Genomic DNA, 20505 nt, shown 5'->3' with positions numbered 1-20505 from the left:
TGCGCGGAAACTCTCAGGTCCAATACAGAGCGGGGAGGAACCCGAATCAATGTGGCGTACCCTGCGCTCACCTAGTTATGGAGTTCCTTGTGACTGTTACCCCAGCCTCCACGTCCTTCGTTGACCGGCATATTGGCGCGCGCCGCCAGTCTGACGTCGACGCCATGCTGAAGGCCGTCGGCTACGACACCGTCGATGCGCTGGTGGACACCGCCGTTCCGAAGGACATCCGGCAGGACTCGCCGCTGGCTCTCCCCGAAGCCCTCAGCGAGGTCGAGGTCCTTGCGGAGCTGCGCAGGATTGCGTCCAGGAACAAGACGGCCGTGCAGATGATCGGCCAGGGCTACTACGACACGGTCACGCCTGCGGTGATCCGCCGGAACATCCTGGAGGCCCCGGCCTGGTACACCGCCTACACCCCGTACCAGCCGGAGATCTCGCAGGGCCGGCTCGAGGCGCTGCTGAACTTCCAGACCATGGTCCAGGACCTGGTGGGCCTGCCGATCGCGAACGCGTCCCTGCTGGATGAAGCAACCGCCGTGGCCGAGGCCGTGCTGATGATGCGCCGCGCCAACAAGAACAAGGAAGCCCACGACGGCAAGACCGTCCTGGACGCCGACTGCCTCCCGCAGACCATCGCGATCGTCAAGGGCCGCGCCGAGGCCCTGGGCTTCGAGGTTGAGGTCGCGGACCTGTCCCAGGGCCTGCCGGAGGGCGTCATCAACGGCATTGTCCTGCAGCAGCCCGGCGTGTCCGGCCGGGTGTTTGACCACTCCGGCGTGATCGCGGAGGCCAAGGAACGCGGTGCGCTCGTCACGGTCGCCGCCGACCTGCTCGCCCTGACCCTGATCACGCCTCCGGGTGAGCAGGGCGCCGACATCGCCGTCGGTTCCTCCCAGCGTTTCGGTGTCCCGTTGTTCTTCGGCGGCCCGCACGCGGCCTACATGGCGGTGGCGAAGGGCCTGGAGCGGTCCATGCCGGGCCGCCTGGTCGGCGTGTCCAAGGACAACGCCGGGATGCCCGCGTACCGCCTGGCCCTGCAGACCCGTGAGCAGCACATCCGCCGCGAGAAGGCCACGTCCAACATCTGCACCGCGCAGGCGCTGCTGGCCATCGTGTCCTCGTTCTACGCGGTCTACCACGGCCCGGATGGCCTGAAGGCCATCGCCGAGACCACCCACGGCCACGCCAGGACGGTCGCCGCCTCGCTGAAGGCCGCGGGCCTTCACGTGCTGCACACGTCCTTCTTCGACACCGTCACCGTGTCCGTCCCGGGCAAGGCCGCCCGGGTCATCGCCGCCGCCGAGGCCAAGGGCATCAACCTGCGCGCCATTGACGCGGACACCATCGGCATCTCCACCGATGAAGCCACGACGGCGGCTATCGTCGCCGACGTCGTCGCCGCCTTCGGCGCCAGCGTCGCGGACACTGCACCCGGTAGCCCCGAAGGATTCGGCCTGGAAGCCTCCGTCGAACGTACCTCCGAGTACCTGCAGCACCCGGTGTTCAACACGCACCGCTCCGAGACCCAGCTGCTGCGTTATATCCGCCGGCTTTCGGACCGTGACCTGGCGCTGGACCGCACCATGATTCCGCTGGGTTCGTGCACGATGAAGCTGAATGCCACCGCGGAGATGGAAGCGATTTCCTGGCCGGAGTTCGCCTCCATCCATCCGTTCGCCCCGGACTCCCAGACCGCCGGCTGGCGTGAGCTGATCGAGGACCTCGAAGCCCAGCTGACCGAGATCACCGGCTACGACCAGGTCTCCATCCAGCCGAACGCCGGTTCCCAGGGCGAGCTCGCGGGCCTGCTGGCCATCCGCGGCTACCACCACTCCCGCGGCGAGGCCCAGCGCAACATCTGCCTGATCCCGGCCTCCGCGCACGGCACCAACGCCGCGTCCGCGGTCCTGGCCGGCATGAAGGTCGTTGTGGTCGCGACGTCCTCGGACGGCACCATCGACCACGCCGACCTCACGGCCAAGATTGAGCTGCACAAGGACGCGTTGGCCGCCATCATGATCACCTACCCGTCCACCCACGGGGTCTACGACGCCGACGTCCGGGAGGTCTGCGACGCGGTGCATGCCGCCGGCGGCCAGGTCTACGTGGACGGCGCCAACCTCAACGCGCTCGTGGGCCTGGCCCAGCCGGGCCAGTTCGGCGGCGACGTCTCGCACCTGAACCTGCACAAGACCTTCTGCATCCCGCACGGCGGCGGCGGACCCGGCGTCGGCCCGGTCGCGGCCAAGGCCCACCTGGCACCGTTTATGCCCGGTGACGCGAACAAGGCAGCGCACGAGGCAGGCCACGGCGTGGCCATCAGCGCCTCCCGTTTCGGCTCCGCCGGTGTCCTGCCGATCTCCTGGGCGTACGTGAAGCTCATGGGCGCTGAAGGCCTGACCGAGGCCACCAAGTCCGCGCTCCTGGCGGCCAACTACATCGCGGCCCGGTTGAACGAGTACTTCCCGGTCCTGTACACCGGTGAGGGCGGACTCGTGGCGCACGAGTGCATCCTGGACCTGCGCGAACTGACCGCGAGGACCGGGGTCACGGCCGAGGACGTGGCCAAGCGCCTCATCGACTACGGCTTCCACGCCCCCACCCTGGCATTCCCGGTGGCCGGGACCCTGATGGTGGAGCCCACCGAGTCCGAGGACCTGGCCGAGATCGACCGCTTCATCGACGCGATGATCACCATCCGCGCCGAAATCGACCAGGTCGCCAACGGTGACTTCACCGTCGAGGACAGCCCGCTGCGCAACGCACCACACACCGCGGCCGCCGTCGTGTCCTCCGAGTGGAGCCGTGACTACTCCCGCGAGCAGGCCGTCTTCCCGGTCCACCACCTCAAGCAGGACAAGTACTTCCCGCCCGTGGGCCGGATCGACGGCGCCGCCGGGGACCGCCACCTGATCTGCTCCTGCCCGCCCCTCGAAGACTTCGAGGACCACTCCGACGACGCCGCGAACTAAGGACAGCCAGAAATGACTGAGAACTACACGGCTCTCTACGAAGAGCACAAGAAACTCGGGGCCTCCTTCACCGACTTCGGTGGCTGGCAGATGCCGCTGAAGTACAGCTCCGAGCTGGCCGAGCACCACGCCGTCCGCAAGTCCGCAGGCTTGTTCGACCTCTCCCACATGGGCGAGGTCTGGGTCACCGGCCCCGAAGCCGGCGCGTTCCTGGACTACGCCCTGGTCGGGAAACTCTCCGCGATCGCGGATGGAAAGGCCAAATACTCGCTGATCTGCAACGAAGACGGCGGCATCATCGATGACCTCATCAGCTACCGTTTCGGTGACGAGAAGTACCTGGTGGTCCCCAACGCCGGCAACGCCAAGGTCGTCGCAGCTGCCCTGGCCGAGCGCGCAGCGAACTTCGACGTGACGGTGGAGGACGCCTCCGCGGCGACCTCGCTGATCGCCGTGCAGGGTCCCAAGGCCGAGGCCATCTTGCTCAAGCTCACCGATGAGGCCCAGCACGCGCTGATCACCGAGCTGAAGTACTACGCGTTCAACGAGCTCACCGTGGCCGGCCACGACGTCATCCTGGCCCGCACCGGTTACACCGGCGAGGACGGCTTCGAGCTCTTTGTACCGAACGACGGCGCCGCTGACCTGTGGGCAAAGGTCGCCGAAGCAGGGGCCGAGTTCGGCATCATCCCGTGCGGCCTCGCCTCCCGCGACTCGCTCCGGCTCGAAGCCGGTATGCCGCTGTACGGCAACGAGCTTTCGCTTGAGCGGTCACCGTTCGACGCCGGCCTGGGCCCGGTTGTGGCGCTCAAGAGCAAGGAAGGCGACTTCGTGGGCCGCTCCGCGCTGGAAGCAGCCAAGGAAGCCGGTTCCAAGCGCAAGCTGGTGGGCCTCAAGGGCCTGGGACGCCGGGCCGGCCGCGGCCACTACCCGGTCCTCAAGGACGGCAACGTCGTCGGCGAGGTGACCTCCGGCCAGCCCTCACCCACCCTCGGCTACCCGGTCGCGATGGCCTACGTCGACGTCGCCTTCACCGAGCCGGGCACCGCCCTGGACATCGACCTCCGCGGCAAGGCAGAACCCTTCGAAGTCATCGCCCTGCCGTTCTACAAGCGCCAAAAGTAGCTCAGCTGCTGTCACCGGTCCCCGACTCCGGGACCGGCAGGCCGCAGTTTTCACGCGTGCTCGCTCGTTCCTCGCTTAGACGCACGCTTTCGAAAACCGCGGCCGGCAGGCCCCTCGAGGACGACTCGCCTTTCGGGGAACTGAAGAGATCCCGACCAACGGGAACCGGCGGCTTCGAAAGCCGAAGGTGCTGGGGATGTCCCGCCGCCCAACCCGGCCACGATCGTTCTGTAACCCAGCCACAATTGATTTACCCCACGACTTTTCAAACGCTAAGGAAAAACATATGAGCAAGGTAGCTGCTGAACTGAAATACTCCGCCGAGCATGAGTGGGTTGCCGCTGATGGGTCCGGGACGGTGGGGATCGGTATTTCGGCTGTGGCCGCGGAGGCTTTGGGCGACATCGTGTATGTGGACCTGCCCGAGGTCGGTGCCACGGTGACCGCTGGCGAGACCTGTGGTGAGATCGAGTCCACCAAGTCCGTTTCGGATCTGTATGCCCCGGTCACGGGCGAGGTCACCGAGGTCAATGACGGCGTCGTCAGCGATCCGGCCCTGATCAATTCCGATCCGTACGGTGCGGGCTGGCTGTTCAAGGTCACCGTCGAGTCCGAAGGCCCGCTGCTGTCCGCTGAAGAGTACGCTGCAGCCAACGGCGGCGAGCTGTGAGCGCGGCAGGCACCAGCACTGTTTTTGAGCAGGTGGTTTCCCGGTCCCTGGATGCGGACCTGTCGGTCCTGGATCCGGAGATCGCGTCCCGGATTGATGCGGAGCTGGGCCGCCAGCGTGACGGGCTGGAGATGATCGCCTCGGAGAACCACACCGCGGTGGCTGTGATGCAGGCGCAGGGTTCGGTGCTGACGAACAAGTATGCCGAGGGGTACCCGGGCAAGCGGTACTACGGCGGCTGCGAGCACGTGGACGTGATCGAGCAGCTCGCCATTGACCGGGTCAAGGCCCTGTTCGGCGCCGGGTTCGCGAACGTGCAGCCGCACTCCGGCGCGCAGGCCAACGCCTCGGTGATGCACGCGCTGATCAAGCCCGGGGACACGATCATGGGCCTGAACCTGGCCCACGGCGGGCACCTGACGCACGGGATGAAGATCAACTTCTCCGGCAGGCTCTACACCGTGGTCCCGTACCAGGTCCGCGAGGATGACCACCGGATTGACATGGCCGAGGTGGAGCGCCTGGCGCACGAGCACCAGCCCAAGCTGATCGTGGCCGGCTGGTCCGCGTACGCCCGGCAGCTGGACTTCGCGGAGTTCCGCCGGATCGCCGATCTGGTGGGCGCGTACCTGATGGTGGACATGGCGCACTTCGCCGGCCTGGTGGCCGCCGGGCTGCACCCGTCCCCGGTGCCGCACGCGCACGTCACGACCTCCACGACGCACAAGACCCTCGCCGGTCCGCGCGGCGGGATCATCCTGAGCAACGACGCGGACATCGCGAAGAAGATCAACTCCGCGGTGTTCCCGGGCCAGCAGGGCGGGCCGCTGGAGCACGTCATCGCCGGCAAGGCGGTGGCCTTCCAGATCGCGGCCTCGGCGGAGTTCAAGGAACGCCAGGAACGCGTGCTGGCCGGTGCGAGGATCCTGGCCGGCCGCCTGGTCCGGGACGACGTCACCGCGAAGGGGATCTCCGTGGTCTCCGGCGGCACCGACGTCCACCTGGTCCTGGTGGACCTGCGCGACTGCGAGCTCAACGGGCAGGAAGCCGAGGACCGTCTGGCCGCGATTGACATCACCGTGAACCGCAACGCCGTGCCCTTCGACCCGCGCCCGCCGATGGTCACCTCGGGCCTGCGGATCGGCACCCCGGCCCTGGCCACCCGCGGCTTCGGCGAGGCTGCCTTCGCCGAGGTCGCGGACATCATCGCCGAGGCCCTGATCGCCGACGCCGGCGCGGACCTCTCCGGCCTGCGCACCCGGGTGCAGGCCCTCGCCGCCGCCCACCCGCTCTACCCCTCGGTTGCCAACCTCGGCTGATGTCATCCCGGGACTGATCTCTTTTTGGGTCGGCTCCGGCGCCGGCGGACCGGACTTTTCACGCGTGCCCGCTCGTCCTCCCCACCGTCTCCCTAACCTCGCAAGCTCGGCCAGGGAACCCGGACGGTGCGGGCCCTGGCTTAGACGCACGCTTTCGAAAAGCCCGGCCCCGCCGGCCCCTCGAGGGCAGCTCACCCACCGCTCCGTCCGCACACCTATCCAGTAAGGAACCCGGCTATGGCTGTTGGCGTCTTTGATCTTTTTTCCATCGGAATAGGGCCCTCCAGTTCACACACGGTGGGCCCGATGCGGGCTGCTGCGGTGTTCGCCGAGGAACTCAGGGCCTCCGGGGTGCTGGAGAAGGTGGCGTCGCTGCGGGTTGACCTCTACGGTTCCCTCGCGGCAACGGGCCATGGCCACGGGACCATGACGGCGATCCTGCTGGGCCTGGAGGGTTTCCATCCCGAAAAGATCCTCCCGGAGGAGGTCGAGGACCGCCTCGCCGCGATCGCCGGGACCGGGACCCTGCAGCTGGCCGGTGCCCTAGCCCTGCCGTACGGGGTGAAGGACATGGTCCTGCGGCCGCTGACGATCCTGCCGCGGCATACCAACGGGATGACGTTCACCGTCTCGGACGCCGGCGGGCAGGTCCTGCATACGGCGACGTTCTTCTCCGTCGGCGGCGGCTTCATCGTCCGCGAGGGCGAAGAGGACGCGGCGCTGAAGGAACTCGACGCCTCCAAACAGGGCCTGCCGCTGCCCTTCCGGACCGCGGCGGAACTCCTGGAGCACTGCGCCTCCACGGGCCTGTCCATCGGGCAGGTCATGCTCGTGAACGAACGCGCCTCCCGGACCGAGGCCGAGATCCGTGAAGGCCTGCTGCACATCTACTCCGTCATGGAAGGCTGCGTGCAGGTCAGCCTCAAACGCGAAGGTTTGCTGCCCGGCGGGCTGAAGGTCCGCCGTCGTGCCCCTGACTGGCACGAACGGCTGATGAAAGAGGACAAGGACCGGGACCCGAAGTACTGGCAGGAATGGGTGAACCTGATCGCCCTGGCCGTGAACGAGGAAAACGCCTCCGGCGGCCGGGTGGTCACCGCCCCGACCAACGGCGCGGCCGGCATCATCCCGGCCGTCCTGTACTACGCGCTGCATTTCGCGCCCGGCATGGACCAGGCCAGCCAGGGGGACCGCGACGACGTTGTGGTCAGGTTCCTGCTGACCGCCGCCGCCGTCGGGGTGCTCTACAAGGAACAGGCGTCCATTTCGGGCGCCGAGGTCGGCTGCCAGGGCGAGGTCGGTTCGGCGTCCTCGATGGCGGCCGCGGGCCTGGCCGAGGTCATGGGCGGCACCCCCGCGCAGGTGGAAAACGCCGCGGAAATCGCGATGGAACACAACCTGGGCCTGACCTGCGACCCGATCGGCGGGCTCGTGCAGATCCCCTGCATCGAACGCAACGCGATCGCCGCCGCGAAGGCCATCAACGCCGCCAAAATGGCGCTCTGGGGCGACGGCACCCACCGGGTCTCCCTGGACGAGGTGATCGTGACCATGCGCGAAACCGGCAAGGACATGTCCTCCAAATACAAGGAAACCGCCATGGGCGGCCTCGCCGTCAACGTCGTCGAATGCTAGGCCATCAGTTGTTGAGCGCGGCCCACAGGTTGAGGGATGACGCGAACACGATCCAGGACAGGTAAGGCAGCATCAGCAACCCGGCCGCCCGGCTGATCGGCCCGAAATACATCACCGTCACGGCGACGGCCACGGCCAGGGCGACGATGATGGCGAAGGCGATCCACAGCGCCGGGGTTCCGAGCACCGGGTACAGGCCGAAGAACGAAGGGGTCCACAGCAGGTTCAGCACCAGCTGCACGGCATAGACGGCCAGGGCGACGCCTGATTTTTCGGCCCGGCGGCGCCAGACGAGCCACGCGGCCACTGCCATCGCGATGTAGAGCACCGTCCAGACAGGCCCGAACACCCAGTTGGGCGGTGACCACGGCGCCTTATCCGCACCCGCGTACCAGCCGTTGACGTTGTTGAACGTGGCCAGGCTGCCCATACCCGCCACGAGGGCCGAGGCCCCGAGAAACACCAGGAAGGCCAGCACCTGGGACCCGGTACCGCGCCCTCCGATGCCCCGCGGCTGTGTCCCGGAGTCGGCGGAAGGGGGCTGTTGGTTGGCCTGCATGATGCCAGCCTATCCCCCTGCCCCGGGAGCCGGAGCCGGACCATGGCGGATAGACTTGGGGCTGCATGTCACCATGCCGCCGAAGTTCGTACCGCAATGATTGGATGCCGCACACTTGCGTGAATTCACCGCCCGTTTTGCCTCCGCCGAAGAAATCGCCGACTGGGACTCCCACATCACCGCGAACCCCAACGGCGGGAACCTGCTGCAGTCCGAGGCATTTGCCGAGGTCAAACGGCACTTCGGCTGGAAGCCCCTTCATCTGGTCTATGAGACGGCCGATTACGCAAGCTACAACCTGATCCTGGAAAAGTCCTTCCCCCTGCTGGGCAAGCTCTGGTACCTGATCAAGGGGCCGGATGTGGCCTCCGTCGAAGACATCCCCGGCATCGCCGCAGCCAATGCCGAATTCGTCAAGCGCGCCAGGCTCGGCGTCTTCGCGATCAAGATCGAGCCGGACATCATCCTCTCCGACGAGGCGAAGCGGGTCCTAGAAGGCGCCGGCCTGGTCAAGACCCACAATCTGCAGCCCAATGACTCCACCGCACTGCTGGATATTTCCCCGCAGGAAAACCAGCTGCTGCGCAACCTGCATTCCCGAGGCCGGAACGCCGTGCGCCGGGCCATCCGCGAAGGCGTGGAAGTCCACAACGCCGAACCCACCGAAGAGAACTTCCGCTCCATGTACGGGCTGATGACCACCACCGTGGAGGCCAAGTCCCAGGTCCGGGTGCGCGAGTACGGATACTACCGGCAGTTCTGGACCAATTTTATCAACAGGGGCCAGGGCCGGCTGCTCTTCGTCTATGAGGACGGCGTTCCCTCCGTGGGCGCCTTCGTGATCAATTATGGCCGCAAGGCAACTTACAAGGATGGCGGCTCGCTGCAGAAACGCAGCCAGTACGGCGACTCACACCTGGTCCAGTGGACCGCCATCAACCAGCTCAAGGAATTGGGCTGCACCGAGTACGACTTCTGCGGCACCCCGCCAAGCGACCAGCTCAAGGACACCTCCAACCCGTTCCACGGGCTGGGCCTGTTCAAGACAAGCTTCAGCAAGACCGTCACCGACTTCGTCGGCTGCTACGACCAGGTGCTGAGCCCGCTGAAATACAAGGCCTGGATGGCCGCGGGGGAGCGCGTGGCCCGGCAGCTCTACACCCGCCGCACGGGCCAGCAGTTCTACTAGACCGGCTGAAACGGAAATTGAGGAGGCCGGAATGACCAAACAACCCGACGGCCGCCGCCGGCCGTATACCGACGGAGTGCCCCGGACCGAGCCGATGTCACCGACGCAGGTGCGCCAGAACGCTGCCGCCAGGCGCATGCTGCGCAGGCTCGTCCAGGGCGAGAACCCGCCGACGGCCCCTATGAGCATCGTGGACCGGCTGGCCGGCAGCCCCTACGCCAACCCGATGATCCAGGTCGGGGGAGTGGACACATCGGCCCGCAAGACCATCGACTTCGCATTGCACCTGGCCGAGTCCATGTTCCGGTACGGCGCCGGAGCCCTTGAAGTCGAGACCAGCATCATCGCCATCACCGCAGCCCTGGGACTGAAGAACATCGAGGTGGACATCACCAACCAGTCGGTGGCCATCAACTATGCACCCAAGGAGCAGACCCCCATCTCGCTGCTGCGCGTGGTGCGGTCCTGGACCAACAACTACGCCGGCCTGGCGAAGGTGCACCAGCTGGTCACCGACATCGTGGCCGGCGGGGTGGGCCGCGAGGAAGCCGTGCGCCGCCTCGAGGAAATCACCCGCAGCGCCAAGCCGTTCCCGCGCTGGATGGTCACGGTGGCGTTCGGGGTCTTCTCCGCCGTCTTCGTCGGTGTGCTCGGCGGCGGCCCCGGCGCTTCGGTGATCGCGTTCCTGTCCAACCTGCTGGTCAGCCTGGTGGCGCGTCAGCTGGCGCGCTGGCGTATGCCGGACTTCTTCGTCACGGCGAGCTGTTCCTTCCTGGTCACCTTCATCGCCCTGCTGCTGTGGCGGTTCGGTGGCCCGCTGGGGATCCAGATCGCCCCGGCCATCGTGGTGGTCGGCGGCATCCTCCTGCTGCTCCCGACCGGACGCCTGGTGTCCTCGGTGCAGGACGCCATCAACGGCTTCCCCGTCACCGCGGCCGGCCGGTTCCTGTCCACCATGCTGACCTTCGGTGCGCTCGTGGCCGGCATCGCCGTCGCCTTCGTGGTCGGCGACATGACCGGAATGCAGCAAATCGATGTCACCGAAACATTCCCGCCCGCGTATCCCTTGTGGGCAATCATCATCATGATCGCGGTCGCAGTGCTGATGATCGGTATCACCGAGCAGACCAGCTGGCCCCTGCTGCTGCCGACGGCGGCCGTCGGCGTCGTGGGCTATCTGGTCCTGATCGGGGGAGACGCCCTCGGCATCGGCGCCCGGTTCGCCCCCGCCCTGGCCGCCGTCGTGATCGGACTGCTGGCCCGGGTGGTGGCGCTTCGGATGGGTGCACCACAGCTCGTGGTGGCCGTCCCGGCCGCGCTGATCCTGTTGCCGGGACTCACCATATTCCGGTCAATGTATGTATTGACCATCGAGGAATCCGAGATCCTGATCGGAGCCGGCGGGATGCTCAACGCCGGGGCGATCGTGCTCGGCGTCGCAGCCGGCATTGTGCTCGGCGACACCCTGGCGCGGCCCCTCACCCGGAGCCTGGCGAGCAACGAGCGACGGCGGGCGCGGCGCCGCTAGCGCCGTCACCCGCCGTCGGCCCGGAGCGGTTTGATCTTGGTCTTTCCGCTTGGCCCTTGCTCTCAGATCTTGCCGATGGGCAGCTTCTTCTCCGCCTGGAAGTCGTCTTCCACCCGCCCCTTGGCCCAGTAACCGGACAGCGAGACCTGCCCGCGCGCCAGGCCACGCTGGACATACAGTACGTCGCGCAGGCTCTTCATGTAGCCGCGCTCGCCATGGGCGAAGACGTGCACCCGGCCCTCGGGCCAGACCGCATCGCGCACGGCGTTGACAAGCAGTTCGCTGGAACCGGCGGGAACACCGCCGCGCATGAGCCAGACGAGTTCGACGCCGGCGGGGGCCTCAATCGGCTGCAGGTCGGCGTCGCCGTCCACCTCCAGGAAGGCGAGGCCGCGGGCGTCCTGCGGCAAGGACTCGATCGCCGCTCCGATGGCCGGCAGCGCGGATTCGTCGCCGGCGAAGAGGTGCCAGTCAGCCGTCGGGTCGGGGTTGTAGCCGCCGCCCGGGCCGGTGAAGGTCATCCTGTCGCCGGGCCCGGCGGCGGCCGCCCAAGGGCCCGCGAGTCCTTCGTCGCCGTGGATCACGAAGTCGATGGCCAGCTCCCCGGCCGCCAGATCGACCCAGCGGACCGTATAGGTCCGGGTGTGCGGCCACTGCGCGCGGGGCATGGTTTCGCGAATGGCCCAGAGATCCAGCGGCTCCGGGTACTCGATGCCCGGCTGCGGGAACACAATCTTGACGTACCGGTCCACGAAGCCGTTGTTGACGTAGCCCGCGAAGCCCGGGCCGCCGGCGACGATCCGGACCATATGCGGGGAGAGCTGCTCGCGCCGCAGGACCGTCAGGTCTGTCTGGGGGCGCGAGTTGCGGTTGGCTGTGGTGGCGGCGGGGGCTGAGGTCATGGAGCTAAGCCTAACCAAGAACCCCGGGCGGAAGCCGGACTGTGAAGCCAGCGCGGTGGCGCCGGCTACGGAAGCGGCGGCAGTTCCCAGTCAACCGCTCCGTCGCCCTGGTCCCGGAGCAGGGCGTTGGCCCGGCTGAAGGGCCGGGAGCCGAAGAAGCCCCGCGCTGCCGAGAGCGGGCTGGGGTGCGCGCTGGCGATCACCGCCGCGGAGCCCAGCAGCGGCCGGGCGGCTCCGGCGTCCTTCCCCCACAGGATCGCCACGAGGGGGACCGGACGGCCCGCCTCTGTGCTGCGGTTTGCGACGGCGCCGATGGCAGCCGCCGTAATGGCCTCCCAGCCCTTATTGCGGTGCGAGGCCGCAGCCCCGGCCCGGACGCTGAGGACCCTGTTCAACAGCAGGACCCCCTGGTCCGCCCAGTGGCTCAGGTCCCCGTGGAGGCGCGGCGGAAGGCCGAGATCGTCCTCGAGCTCCTTGTAGATATTGGCGAGGCTGCGCGGGATCGGGCGGGTCGCGCCGTCCACCGCAAAGGACAGCCCGACGGCGTGGCCCGGCGTCGGGTACGGGTCCTGGCCCACGATCAGGACGCGGACCGCCGGCAGCGGCTGGCGGAAAGCCCGCAGCACGTTCGACGGCGACGGCAGCACCGTGTGGCCCCCGGCAACCTCGGCGGCGAGGAAGCCCAGGACAATGCGCAACTGCCCCTCCACCGGAGCCAATGCCTCCGCCCAATCGGGGGCGACGAGCGCGGCCAGGGGCATAAGGGCCATCTCAGCGAAGCCATGGGATTCGGCCGCCGGCGGCTCCAGCGGGAACAAGGCATCGGACTCAAAGGCGTCGGAAGCAAACACAGGGTCCATTCTCGCAGGCCGCCCGAATGGCAACTGTCTTAGCGGGCCCGTAACATGGAGACCGAGTTTTTATCAGACCAGCCAAGGAGTGTGACGTGGCCGAAACAGCGCAAAATCACCTGCCGACGTCGGAAGCTACCGGCGTGGATACCGGTCTGGACGGGTCCCCCAAGGAGTCGCCGCTGAGCGCCCGGGAGCAGCAGATGCTGGCGTTGGAACGGCAATGGTGGAAGTACGCCGGAGCCAAGGAACAGGCCATCCGGGAGCTCTTCGACCTGTCCGCCACGCACTACTACCAGATCCTCAATGCGCTCATCGATACCGAGGATGCGCTGGCCCACGATCCGATGTTGGTGAAGAGATTGCGTAGACTACGTACGTCACGCCAACGTGCGCGCACTGCTCGCCGTTTGGGTTCAGACGCGTAAAACCACGGCCGAACGCGCAGATTCCTGCCGCAAACGGCCATGGCAACTTCGGAAGAAATCAGCAAGGACGTCGCTTTCACCATGACCAAATACGCTCGGGATGAATTTGACCGGGTCCCGGAGACCTCCACGCGGCAAGGTGTCCATCGGGCAGTCTCGCTATCCCGGCGCCGCAGCCTGGGTGCCATCCTGGCAGCCGGTTTCGCAGCCCTGGCCATCGGACTCGTGGCGTTCCTGATCCTGCCGAAGCTCGGATTCGCCTCTGCCGGGGCAACCTCGGCCCTGACGGCCGGGCAGGCCGGCGCCTCCGCAGCTCCGTCACCCACGGACTCAAGCCCGGCGCCCTCCAGCGCGGCTCCGAGTGCGTCACCCAGCGAGGCGCCGTCGGTCCCGGCGTCCGCCCAGGGTACGCCGACGACGGCCGTCCCCGCCGTGGACAAGAGCCAGCCGGTGACCATCTACAACGGGACAACCACGGCCGGGCTTGCCAGCCGGGTGGGCGGCACCGTCTCGACAGCGGGCTGGACACTCGGCACCCTGGGCAACTGGCCCGGCACACGGCAGTCCACCTCCGTCATCTTCTACAGCGGCGCAGCGCAGCAGGGCAACGCCGAGGCCCTGAGCGCGCTCCTTGGCATCCCGACCATGGTGCAGTCCGCCGAATTCAAGGTCCCGCTCGTCGTCGTGCTGGGGCCAGGCTTCCAGTAGCCCGATCCGGTGACGCCTGCATAACTATTCGCCGCCGACCCGGCCCGCATGCCGCCCCCGTGCGCGATGCTTTAGGTACTGTATCTGCGGACTTCGTTTCGCATTCTGCGGCGCACATCGTGGTGGGCCGTCCGCCAGCTAACTGAAAGTGTGGACATCATGGCACTGGGAACCGTCAAATGGTTCAACGCCGAAAAGGGCTACGGCTTCATCACCGTGGACGGTTCGGGGGACGATGTCTTCGTGCACTGGTCCGCGATCCTCGGGGAAGGCTACCGCGCCCTCGACGAGGGCCAGCGGGTCGAGCTTGAGGTCGGCGAGGGCGAGAAGGGCCCGCAGGCCGAAAGCGTCCGGCCCGCCTAGTGGCTGTCCCCGGAGCGGTCGGCGCCGGTGCTGTCATGACTGTTGCCGTCATGACTGTTGCTGCCATGACAGGGTGTGCGGGGCCGTCGGGCAGCGCCCGCGTGACCACGGCTCGTGCGAGTGGCGACGGAACGCTGCGGATCGGCCTGATCCTGGACAACACAGGGCGGCAAGACTTCCTGAACGCGCCCCAATTGGCTGCGGCACGGCTCGCCATCAAGGAAATCAATGCTGCGGGCGGCCACAAGGGCAAGCCCGTGGAGTTGCTGCCCGAGACGGTCAGCCAGGACTCGGCAGCCCAGGCGAAGTCACTTGTGGCGGCCAGGGCCGACGTCGTCATCGGCCCGACAGACTCCAGCCGTGCCCCCGGCGCGATTGATGTTCTTTCCAATGCCAAGGTGGCGGTCATTTCCCCCGCGAACTCGGCCAACGGGCTCAGCAGGTACAAGAGCGGCGGCTACTACTTCCGCACCGCGGCCGCCGACACCGCCCAGGCCCCCGTCCTCGTCAAGCTCGCGAAGGACAATGGCGCCAGGACCGTCGCCGTTGTCCACGAAGAGGGCAGCTACGGCAAGGACGTCTCCGCGGCCGTTACCACGGCAGCCCGGCAGGCCGGGCTGGATCCGGTAGCCGACGCGGAGTTCAAACCCGGCCAGGCCCAGCAGGCCGCCGTAGCGGCCAGGGCCGCGGCACCCGATGATGTCATCCTGATTGCCCGCGACGGCGCCCAGGGCGCCATTGCCGAACTGAACAACGTTGGCCAGGCTGGCAAGAAGCTGATCCTCAGCGACGGCGCCGTCAACCAGTACGGGTCCGGCCTCGGCTCCCGGGCTCTCGACGGCGCCCGGGGAATCCTGCCCGGCGTCTTTCCCACAGTGGACTTCCAGTCAAAGCTGGTGGCCGTCGATCCGGGCCTGAAAGACATGACCTTCGCCGCGGAGACCTACGACGCCGTCATCCTGGCCGCCGTCGCAGCCGCCGCGGCCCAGGACGACGCCGGCACATCCATCGCCGCTAACCTGGTGGCCGTGTCCGGCGGAATGGCAGCCGGCGGCACGCAGGTCTCGGGCGAGTCCACGGCCTGCCACAGCTACCAGGAATGCGCCGATGCGATCCGTGCGGGCAAGCGACCCGACTATGATGGCGAGTCCGGCCGGATCAACTTCGATGCCAACGGCGACGTCACCGCGGCCAACTACATGGTCTACAGCTACGGGGCGGACAACAAGGCCACGATGAGCGGCAGCGAAACGGCCAGCAGCACCGGCGGCTGATCGCTCGTAGCGTATTGCGATGAAGCACTGTGCCGGTACAGTGCCGAAACGCCGCCGATACAGAGCCGCAACGGCGGTGTCGCGTGTCTCCGCTGCTTGCACTCTCCCCGGGGGAGTGCTAATTATTGATTTAGCACTCCCGAGTATTGACTGCTAAAACAACGCCCGGTCCGCCCGGTCGCGAAGTGGCGCAGCCGGTCTGGGAGCGAAAGAAATACCTGGCTGGGGTGAGATCCCGGCCCGGCGGCATACAGAGGCCGCCGGGCAAGGATCGTCCGTCGCGGGCACCGCAGCGTAGGTTCATTCTTAACGTCTGTCCCGAAAGGACTACTGCCGTTATGGCCAAGATCATTGCATTTGATGAAGAGGCACGCCGCGGTCTTGAGCGGGGCCTGAACATCCTCGCCGACGCCGTCAAGGTCACCCTCGGCCCGCGTGGACGCAACGTCGTCCTCGAAAAGAAGTGGGGCGCCCCCACGATCACCAACGATGGTGTTTCCATCGCCAAGGAGATCGAGCTGGACGATCCTTTCGAGAAGATCGGCGCCGAGCTGGTCAAGGAAGTTGCCAAGAAGACGGATGACGTCGCCGGCGACGGCACCACCACCGCCACCGTGCTTGCACAGGCCCTGGTCAAGGAAGGCCTGCGCAACGTCGCGGCCGGCGCCGACCCGCTGTCCCTGAAGCGCGGCATCGAGAAGGCGGTTGAAGCCGTCACCCGTGAGCTCCTGGCTTCCGCGAAGGAAATTGAAACCAAGGAAGAGATCGCCGCTACGGCCTCCATCTCCGCCGGTGACAACGAGATTGGCGCCCTGATTGCCGAAGCCCTGGATAAGGTCGGCAAGGAAGGCGTCATCACCGTCGAGGAGTCCAACACCTTCGGCCTCGAGCTTGAGCTCACCGAGGGCATGCGCTTCGACAAGGGTTACATCTCCGCTTACTTCGTCACCGACGCCGAGCGCCAGGAAACGGTCCTTGAGGATCCGTACATCCTGATCGTCAACTCCAAGATCTCCAGCGTCAAGGACCTGGTTGCGATCCTCGAAAAGGTCATGCAGTCCGGCAAGCCGCTGCTGATCATTGCCGAGGACATCGAGGGCGAGGCCCTGGCCACCCTGATCGTCAACAAGATCCGCGGCACCTTCAAGTCCGTCGCCGTCAAGGCTCCGGGCTTCGGTGACCGCCGTAAGGCCCAGCTCGCCGACATCGCCATCCTCACCGGTGGCCAGGTCATCGCCGAGGAAGTCGGCCTCAAGCTTGAGACCGCCGGCCTCGAACTCCTGGGCAAGGCCCGCAAGGTCACCGTGACCAAGGACGAGACCACAATCGTCGAGGGTGCTGGCGACGCTGACCAGATCGCCGGCCGCGTGTCCCAGATCCGCGCCGAGATCGAAAACTCCGATTCGGATTACGACCGCGAGAAGCTGCAGGAGCGCCTGGCCAAGCTGGCCGGCGGCGTTGCAGTCATCAAGGCCGGTGCCGCAACCGAAGTTGAGCTCAAGGAACGCAAGCACCGCATTGAGGACGCTGTCCGCAACGCGAAGGCTGCTGTGGAAGAGGGCATCGTCGCCGGCGGTGGCGTTGCCCTGATCCAGGCCGGTGCCAAGGCATTCGCGAACCTGCAGCTCTCCGGCGACGAGGCAACCGGGGCGAACATCGTCCGCGTTGCCATCGACGCGCCGCTCAAGCAGATCGCCTTCAACGCCGGCCTCGAGCCGGGCGTTGTGGTCGACAAGGTCCGCGGACTGCCTGCAGGCCACGGCCTGAACGCAGCAACCGGCGAGTACGTGGACCTGCTGGCTGCCGGCATCAACGACCCGGTCAAGGTCACCCGCTCTGCCCTGCAGAACGCGGCTTCCATCGCCGGCCTGTTCCTCACCACCGAGGCCGTTGTGGCCGACAAGCCGGAGAAGAACTCCCCGGCCATGGGCGGCGACGACATGGGCGGCATGGGCGGCATGGGCGGTTTCTAACCACCCGGCCCCAAGCCACCAGGACATGCAGATCGACGACGGCGGTCCCACCTTCGGGTGGGGCCGCCGTCGGCGTCTGGCAGGATGGACCAGTGACGATTACAGCAGCGGCCGATGGTTCGGCTTTAGGAAATCCCGGCCCGGCTGGATGGGCGTGGTACGTGAATGACGACTGCTGGCGGGCCGGCGGCTGGCCCCATGGCACCAACAACCAAGGCGAGCTGATGGCGGTCCTGGACCTGTTCCGGTCCACGGCGCACCGTCCCGGCGAGGAATTACACATCCTCTGCGACAGCCAATACGTCATCAACTCCGTGACCAAGTGGATGCCGGGCTGGAAGCGCAAGGGCTGGCGCAAGGCCGACGGCAAACCGGTGCTGAATGTGGAGCTGCTCAAGGAGATCGACCAGGCCCTTGCCGGCCGCAAGTACACCTTCGAATGGGTGCGCGGCCACGCGGGGCACGACCTTAACGAGGCAGCCGACGACCGCGCCAGGGCGGCTGCCACGGCTTACCAGCAGGGTGTTGCCGTGCGTCAGGGCCCTGGCTTCGGTCCGACGCCGGCCGGAACGGCTCCCGAAGGTGCTGCGCCTGCGGTGCCGGCAGTGCCGGCAGTGCCGACGGCGGCTCCCGCAGCGCCACCGCTCGGCCAGCCGGATCTGTTCGGTGAACCGGATCTCTTCAGCGAGCTCGCAGAGGACACCACACCGGCACCCGGCACCGATGCCAGCCCCGAGGCCATCGTCGAGTCCTTGGAGCGTGAGCTCCTCCGTCCGGAAACCCGGGCGGATATGGGGCGCACCGGAGTGCTGCTGCACCCCGACTTCACGGAGATCGGCAGCTCAGGCCGGATCTGGACGCGGGATGCCCTGATGATGGCGCTGCAGGATGACCCGGACGGCCCGACGGAATTCGAACTGCTGGGTGCGGAACGGCTGGGTGAGAGCACTGTGCTCCTGACGTACCGCAGCTACGCCCGCGCGGGCACGGCACTGCGCAGCTCCCTATGGGTCCGTGACGGCACTCAATGGCGCCTCCGCTTCCACCAGGGCACGCCCGAGGTCTGAGCGCGGCACAGGGCCGCTCAGCTGAAGCGCTGCGCGTTGTTCAGCTCCGCCTGGGCGTAGCTGGCGGCCGCTGAGTTCAGGGCCAGGTTGATCGAGGCCAGCGACGCCTCGACCTTTCCCTGGGTCAGTGTCCACTCGGCGACCAGGGCCTGGAAGTTGGTGGCAGCAGAGCCGCGCCAGCTTGCCTGCAGTTCGTCGAGGCCGCGTTTCATGGCCTGGACGTCTGCGCTGATCCTGTCCACCGTGGCTTTGACGCTGGCTGACTTGAGCTGGAGTAGTTCCGTGTCCACGGAGATGATGCTCATGGAATTGCCCTCTCGACAGTGCCGGGAGGCAGCCGGAGCCCTATCGGCGGCGGAACCCTATCGACTGCGGAGGCTGCCTTGTCCGGATCTTCCGGACAGTTCGAGCCTAGGCAGGAGCCGGCAGTTGGTGGCGGGGCCTCCGCCCTTATGTGGATGACGCCCCGCTATGTGGATATCGGGCCGGAATCTTCTGCGGGCTCTTCTGCAGGCTCGTCCAGGTACGGAAGACTGACCACCAGGGTGGCGCCGCCGCCGTCGGTCTTCCCCACCCGCACAGAGCCGGAATGCGCGCCGACGATGGCCGCCACGATGGCCAGCCCGAGCCCGCTGCCCCCGGTCTCGCGGGTCCTTGAGGTGTCCGAGCGGTAGAAGCGCTCGAAGATCCGGGCCGCTTCCTCATCCGGGACGCCCGGACCGTGGTCGCGGACCTCGATTACGGACTGCCTCGTCCCGTCCTCCGAGGTCCGGGCCCCCACGGCCAGTTCAATCGGGGTGCCTTCGGGCGTGTAGCGCAGGGCATTGCCGACCAGGTTGCTGACCACCTGCCGCAGCTTGGCTTCGTCGCCCAGCACCGGCCCGGGCCCCGGGGCGCCGCCGTCGAGTCCGACCAGCGAAATCGTGCGGCTGCGGTCGCTGGCTTGCGTGTCCACCACGGCGTCGTGGGCAATCAGCAGCAGGTCCGCGGGCTTGCGCTGCAGCGGACGCTGTTCGTCGATCCGGGCCAGCAGCAGGAGGTCCTCCACCATGGCGCCCATCCGCTTGGCTTCGCTTTCGATCCGGCCCATGGCGGTTGCCACATCCTCGGGGGAGGACAGCGCGCCGTGCCGGTACAGCTCGGAGAAACCCCGGATCGTGACCAGCGGGGTCCGCAGTTCGTGGGAGGCGTCGGCCGCGAAGCGCCGCATCCGTGCCTCGGAGGCCATCCGGGCGGCGAAGGCCGTTTCGATGTGGGCCAGCATGGCATTGAGGGAGCTGCCCAGCCGGCCGACTTCCGTGCCGGGGTTCTCGACTTCCACGCGTCGGGAGAGGTCCCCGGCGGCGATCGCGGCCGCGGTCTTCTCCACCCGGACCAGCGGCCGGAAGGACCGGGAGACGGTCCAAGTGGCGATGAAGAAGGCAAGGACGAGGGTCAGCAGCCCCACCCCCACGACCACAAGGGCGGCGTGTTCCATCACGGAATCGACGGGTGCGAGCGGAAGCCCGATGATCACGACGGCGCTCCGGCTGCCATCGACGACAGTGACCGCGACAACGCGCCAGTCCTGCTTGTCCGTGCCGCGGACCTGGAATGGCGCCTGCGCGCGGTCCCTGGCCTCCGCAACGGAGATGCTCGTGATGTCCGGGTGGTCGTCCTTGTTGCCGCCGAACACGTAAGGCTGCAGCCCCGGAGTGACCAGCATCAGCGAATAATCGGTGGGGACGTTGGAGTTCTGTTCCTGCAGTTGGCTGAAGGACTGCTGCCGTTGCGCGGAGTCGACGGCCGCCCTGAGCTTGTCATCCACCTGGCCCTGCAGGAAGCTGTGCAGCAGGGTCAGGGTGCCGGCACCGGTGGCCGTGAGCGCGACCAGCATCAGGGCCATCATGATGGCGACCAGCTGCGAGCGCAGCGAGGCCGCTTTCCAGCGGTGCAGCAA

At 67.3% G+C, this 20505-nt stretch carries 18 protein-coding genes; 13 read left to right on the top strand and 5 right to left on the bottom strand.

Annotation, left to right across the window (positions count from 1 at the left end; translation table 11 throughout):
- The first annotated feature begins 77 nt into the window (after window positions 1–77).
- The 5 genes from gcvP (at window position 78) to E5206_RS18920 (ending at window position 7724) form a co-directional block, all read left to right on the top strand.
- Complete coding sequence (gene gcvP, locus E5206_RS18940) at window positions 78–2975, top strand: aminomethyl-transferring glycine dehydrogenase (RefSeq protein ID WP_205759969.1); 2898 nt, start codon at window positions 78–80, stop codon at window positions 2973–2975.
- A gap of 12 nt (window positions 2976–2987) precedes the next feature.
- Window positions 2988–4100 carry a glycine cleavage system aminomethyltransferase GcvT gene (gene gcvT, locus E5206_RS18935; RefSeq protein WP_136323842.1) on the top strand — a complete coding sequence of 371 codons (1113 nt, stop codon included), beginning with the start codon at window positions 2988–2990 and terminating at the stop codon, window positions 4098–4100.
- 286 nt (window positions 4101–4386) lie between these two features.
- Window positions 4387–4770, top strand: coding sequence for a glycine cleavage system protein GcvH (gene gcvH, locus E5206_RS18930; RefSeq protein WP_136323841.1), 384 nt, complete (start codon window positions 4387–4389; stop codon window positions 4768–4770).
- The gene (gene glyA / locus E5206_RS18925; RefSeq protein ID WP_136323840.1) at window positions 4767–6089 is read left to right on the top strand and encodes a serine hydroxymethyltransferase; all 1323 of its coding nucleotides are present in this window, start codon (window positions 4767–4769) and stop codon (window positions 6087–6089) included. Before gcvH ends, glyA begins: the two co-directional genes overlap by 4 nt.
- Window positions 6090–6326: 237 nt before the next feature.
- Window positions 6327–7724 (top strand): L-serine ammonia-lyase, encoded by a 1398-nt coding sequence (locus E5206_RS18920; RefSeq protein ID WP_136321142.1) that lies wholly within the window; start codon window positions 6327–6329, stop codon window positions 7722–7724.
- Between the two features lie 4 nt (window positions 7725–7728).
- On the opposite strand, the gene E5206_RS18915 is transcribed toward E5206_RS18920, so the two are convergent.
- Window positions 7729–8283 (bottom strand): TspO/MBR family protein, encoded by a 555-nt coding sequence (locus E5206_RS18915; protein ID WP_136323839.1) that lies wholly within the window; start codon window positions 8281–8283, stop codon window positions 7729–7731.
- A 115-nt stretch (window positions 8284–8398) separates the two neighbouring features.
- Between E5206_RS18915 and E5206_RS18910 the strand changes: the two genes are divergently transcribed.
- Together E5206_RS18910 and E5206_RS18905 are read left to right on the top strand one after the other, a co-directional pair.
- Window positions 8399–9472: a peptidoglycan bridge formation glycyltransferase FemA/FemB family protein gene (locus E5206_RS18910; RefSeq protein ID WP_136323838.1), complete on the top strand. Its 1074-nt coding sequence runs from the start codon at window positions 8399–8401 to the stop codon at window positions 9470–9472.
- A 31-nt stretch (window positions 9473–9503) separates the two neighbouring features.
- Complete coding sequence (locus E5206_RS18905) at window positions 9504–11000, top strand: threonine/serine exporter family protein (protein WP_136323837.1); 1497 nt, start codon at window positions 9504–9506, stop codon at window positions 10998–11000.
- A gap of 62 nt (window positions 11001–11062) precedes the next feature.
- Here E5206_RS18905 and E5206_RS18900 read toward each other — a convergent pair whose 3' ends face one another.
- The gene (locus E5206_RS18900) at window positions 11063–11902 is read right to left on the bottom strand and encodes a siderophore-interacting protein (protein WP_136323836.1); all 840 of its coding nucleotides are present in this window, start codon (window positions 11900–11902) and stop codon (window positions 11063–11065) included.
- A 65-nt stretch (window positions 11903–11967) separates the two neighbouring features.
- The gene (locus tag E5206_RS18895; RefSeq protein ID WP_136324234.1) at window positions 11968–12672 is read right to left on the bottom strand and encodes a uracil-DNA glycosylase; all 705 of its coding nucleotides are present in this window, start codon (window positions 12670–12672) and stop codon (window positions 11968–11970) included.
- A gap of 224 nt (window positions 12673–12896) precedes the next feature.
- Here E5206_RS18895 and E5206_RS18890 point away from each other — a divergent pair, with 224 nt between their 5' ends.
- The 6 genes from E5206_RS18890 (at window position 12897) to E5206_RS18865 (ending at window position 18566) form a co-directional block, all read left to right on the top strand.
- Complete coding sequence (locus E5206_RS18890) at window positions 12897–13181, top strand: DUF3263 domain-containing protein (RefSeq protein WP_205760074.1); 285 nt, start codon at window positions 12897–12899, stop codon at window positions 13179–13181.
- A gap of 39 nt (window positions 13182–13220) precedes the next feature.
- Complete coding sequence (locus tag E5206_RS18885; RefSeq protein WP_346763460.1) at window positions 13221–13889, top strand: LytR C-terminal domain-containing protein; 669 nt, start codon at window positions 13221–13223, stop codon at window positions 13887–13889.
- Window positions 13890–14048: 159 nt separating this feature from the next.
- Window positions 14049–14252 (top strand): cold-shock protein, encoded by a 204-nt coding sequence (locus E5206_RS18880; RefSeq protein ID WP_136323835.1) that lies wholly within the window; start codon window positions 14049–14051, stop codon window positions 14250–14252.
- 50 nt (window positions 14253–14302) lie between these two features.
- On the top strand, window positions 14303–15526 hold the full coding sequence (locus E5206_RS18875; RefSeq protein WP_240689851.1) for an ABC transporter substrate-binding protein: 1224 nt from the start codon (window positions 14303–14305) through the stop codon (window positions 15524–15526).
- A gap of 338 nt (window positions 15527–15864) precedes the next feature.
- Entirely contained in the window at window positions 15865–17499 is a 1635-nt protein-coding gene (groL, locus tag E5206_RS18870; protein WP_136323833.1) for a chaperonin GroEL, read from the top strand.
- A 92-nt stretch (window positions 17500–17591) separates the two neighbouring features.
- Complete coding sequence (locus E5206_RS18865; protein ID WP_136323832.1) at window positions 17592–18566, top strand: ribonuclease HI family protein; 975 nt, start codon at window positions 17592–17594, stop codon at window positions 18564–18566.
- A 17-nt stretch (window positions 18567–18583) separates the two neighbouring features.
- On the opposite strand, the gene E5206_RS18860 is transcribed toward E5206_RS18865, so the two are convergent.
- Window positions 18584–18871, bottom strand: a complete 288-nt coding sequence (locus E5206_RS18860) for a WXG100 family type VII secretion target (RefSeq protein WP_136323831.1) — start codon at window positions 18869–18871, stop codon at window positions 18584–18586.
- A gap of 164 nt (window positions 18872–19035) precedes the next feature.
- The gene (locus E5206_RS18855; RefSeq protein WP_136323830.1) at window positions 19036–20505 is read right to left on the bottom strand and encodes a HAMP domain-containing sensor histidine kinase; all 1470 of its coding nucleotides are present in this window, start codon (window positions 20503–20505) and stop codon (window positions 19036–19038) included.

This window comes from Arthrobacter sp. PAMC25564 (assembly GCF_004798705.1).
Taxonomy (GTDB): domain Bacteria; phylum Actinomycetota; class Actinomycetes; order Actinomycetales; family Micrococcaceae; genus Arthrobacter.
Note: the sequence above shows the minus strand (reverse complement) of the source record. Positions and strands in the feature narration are given on the sequence as shown.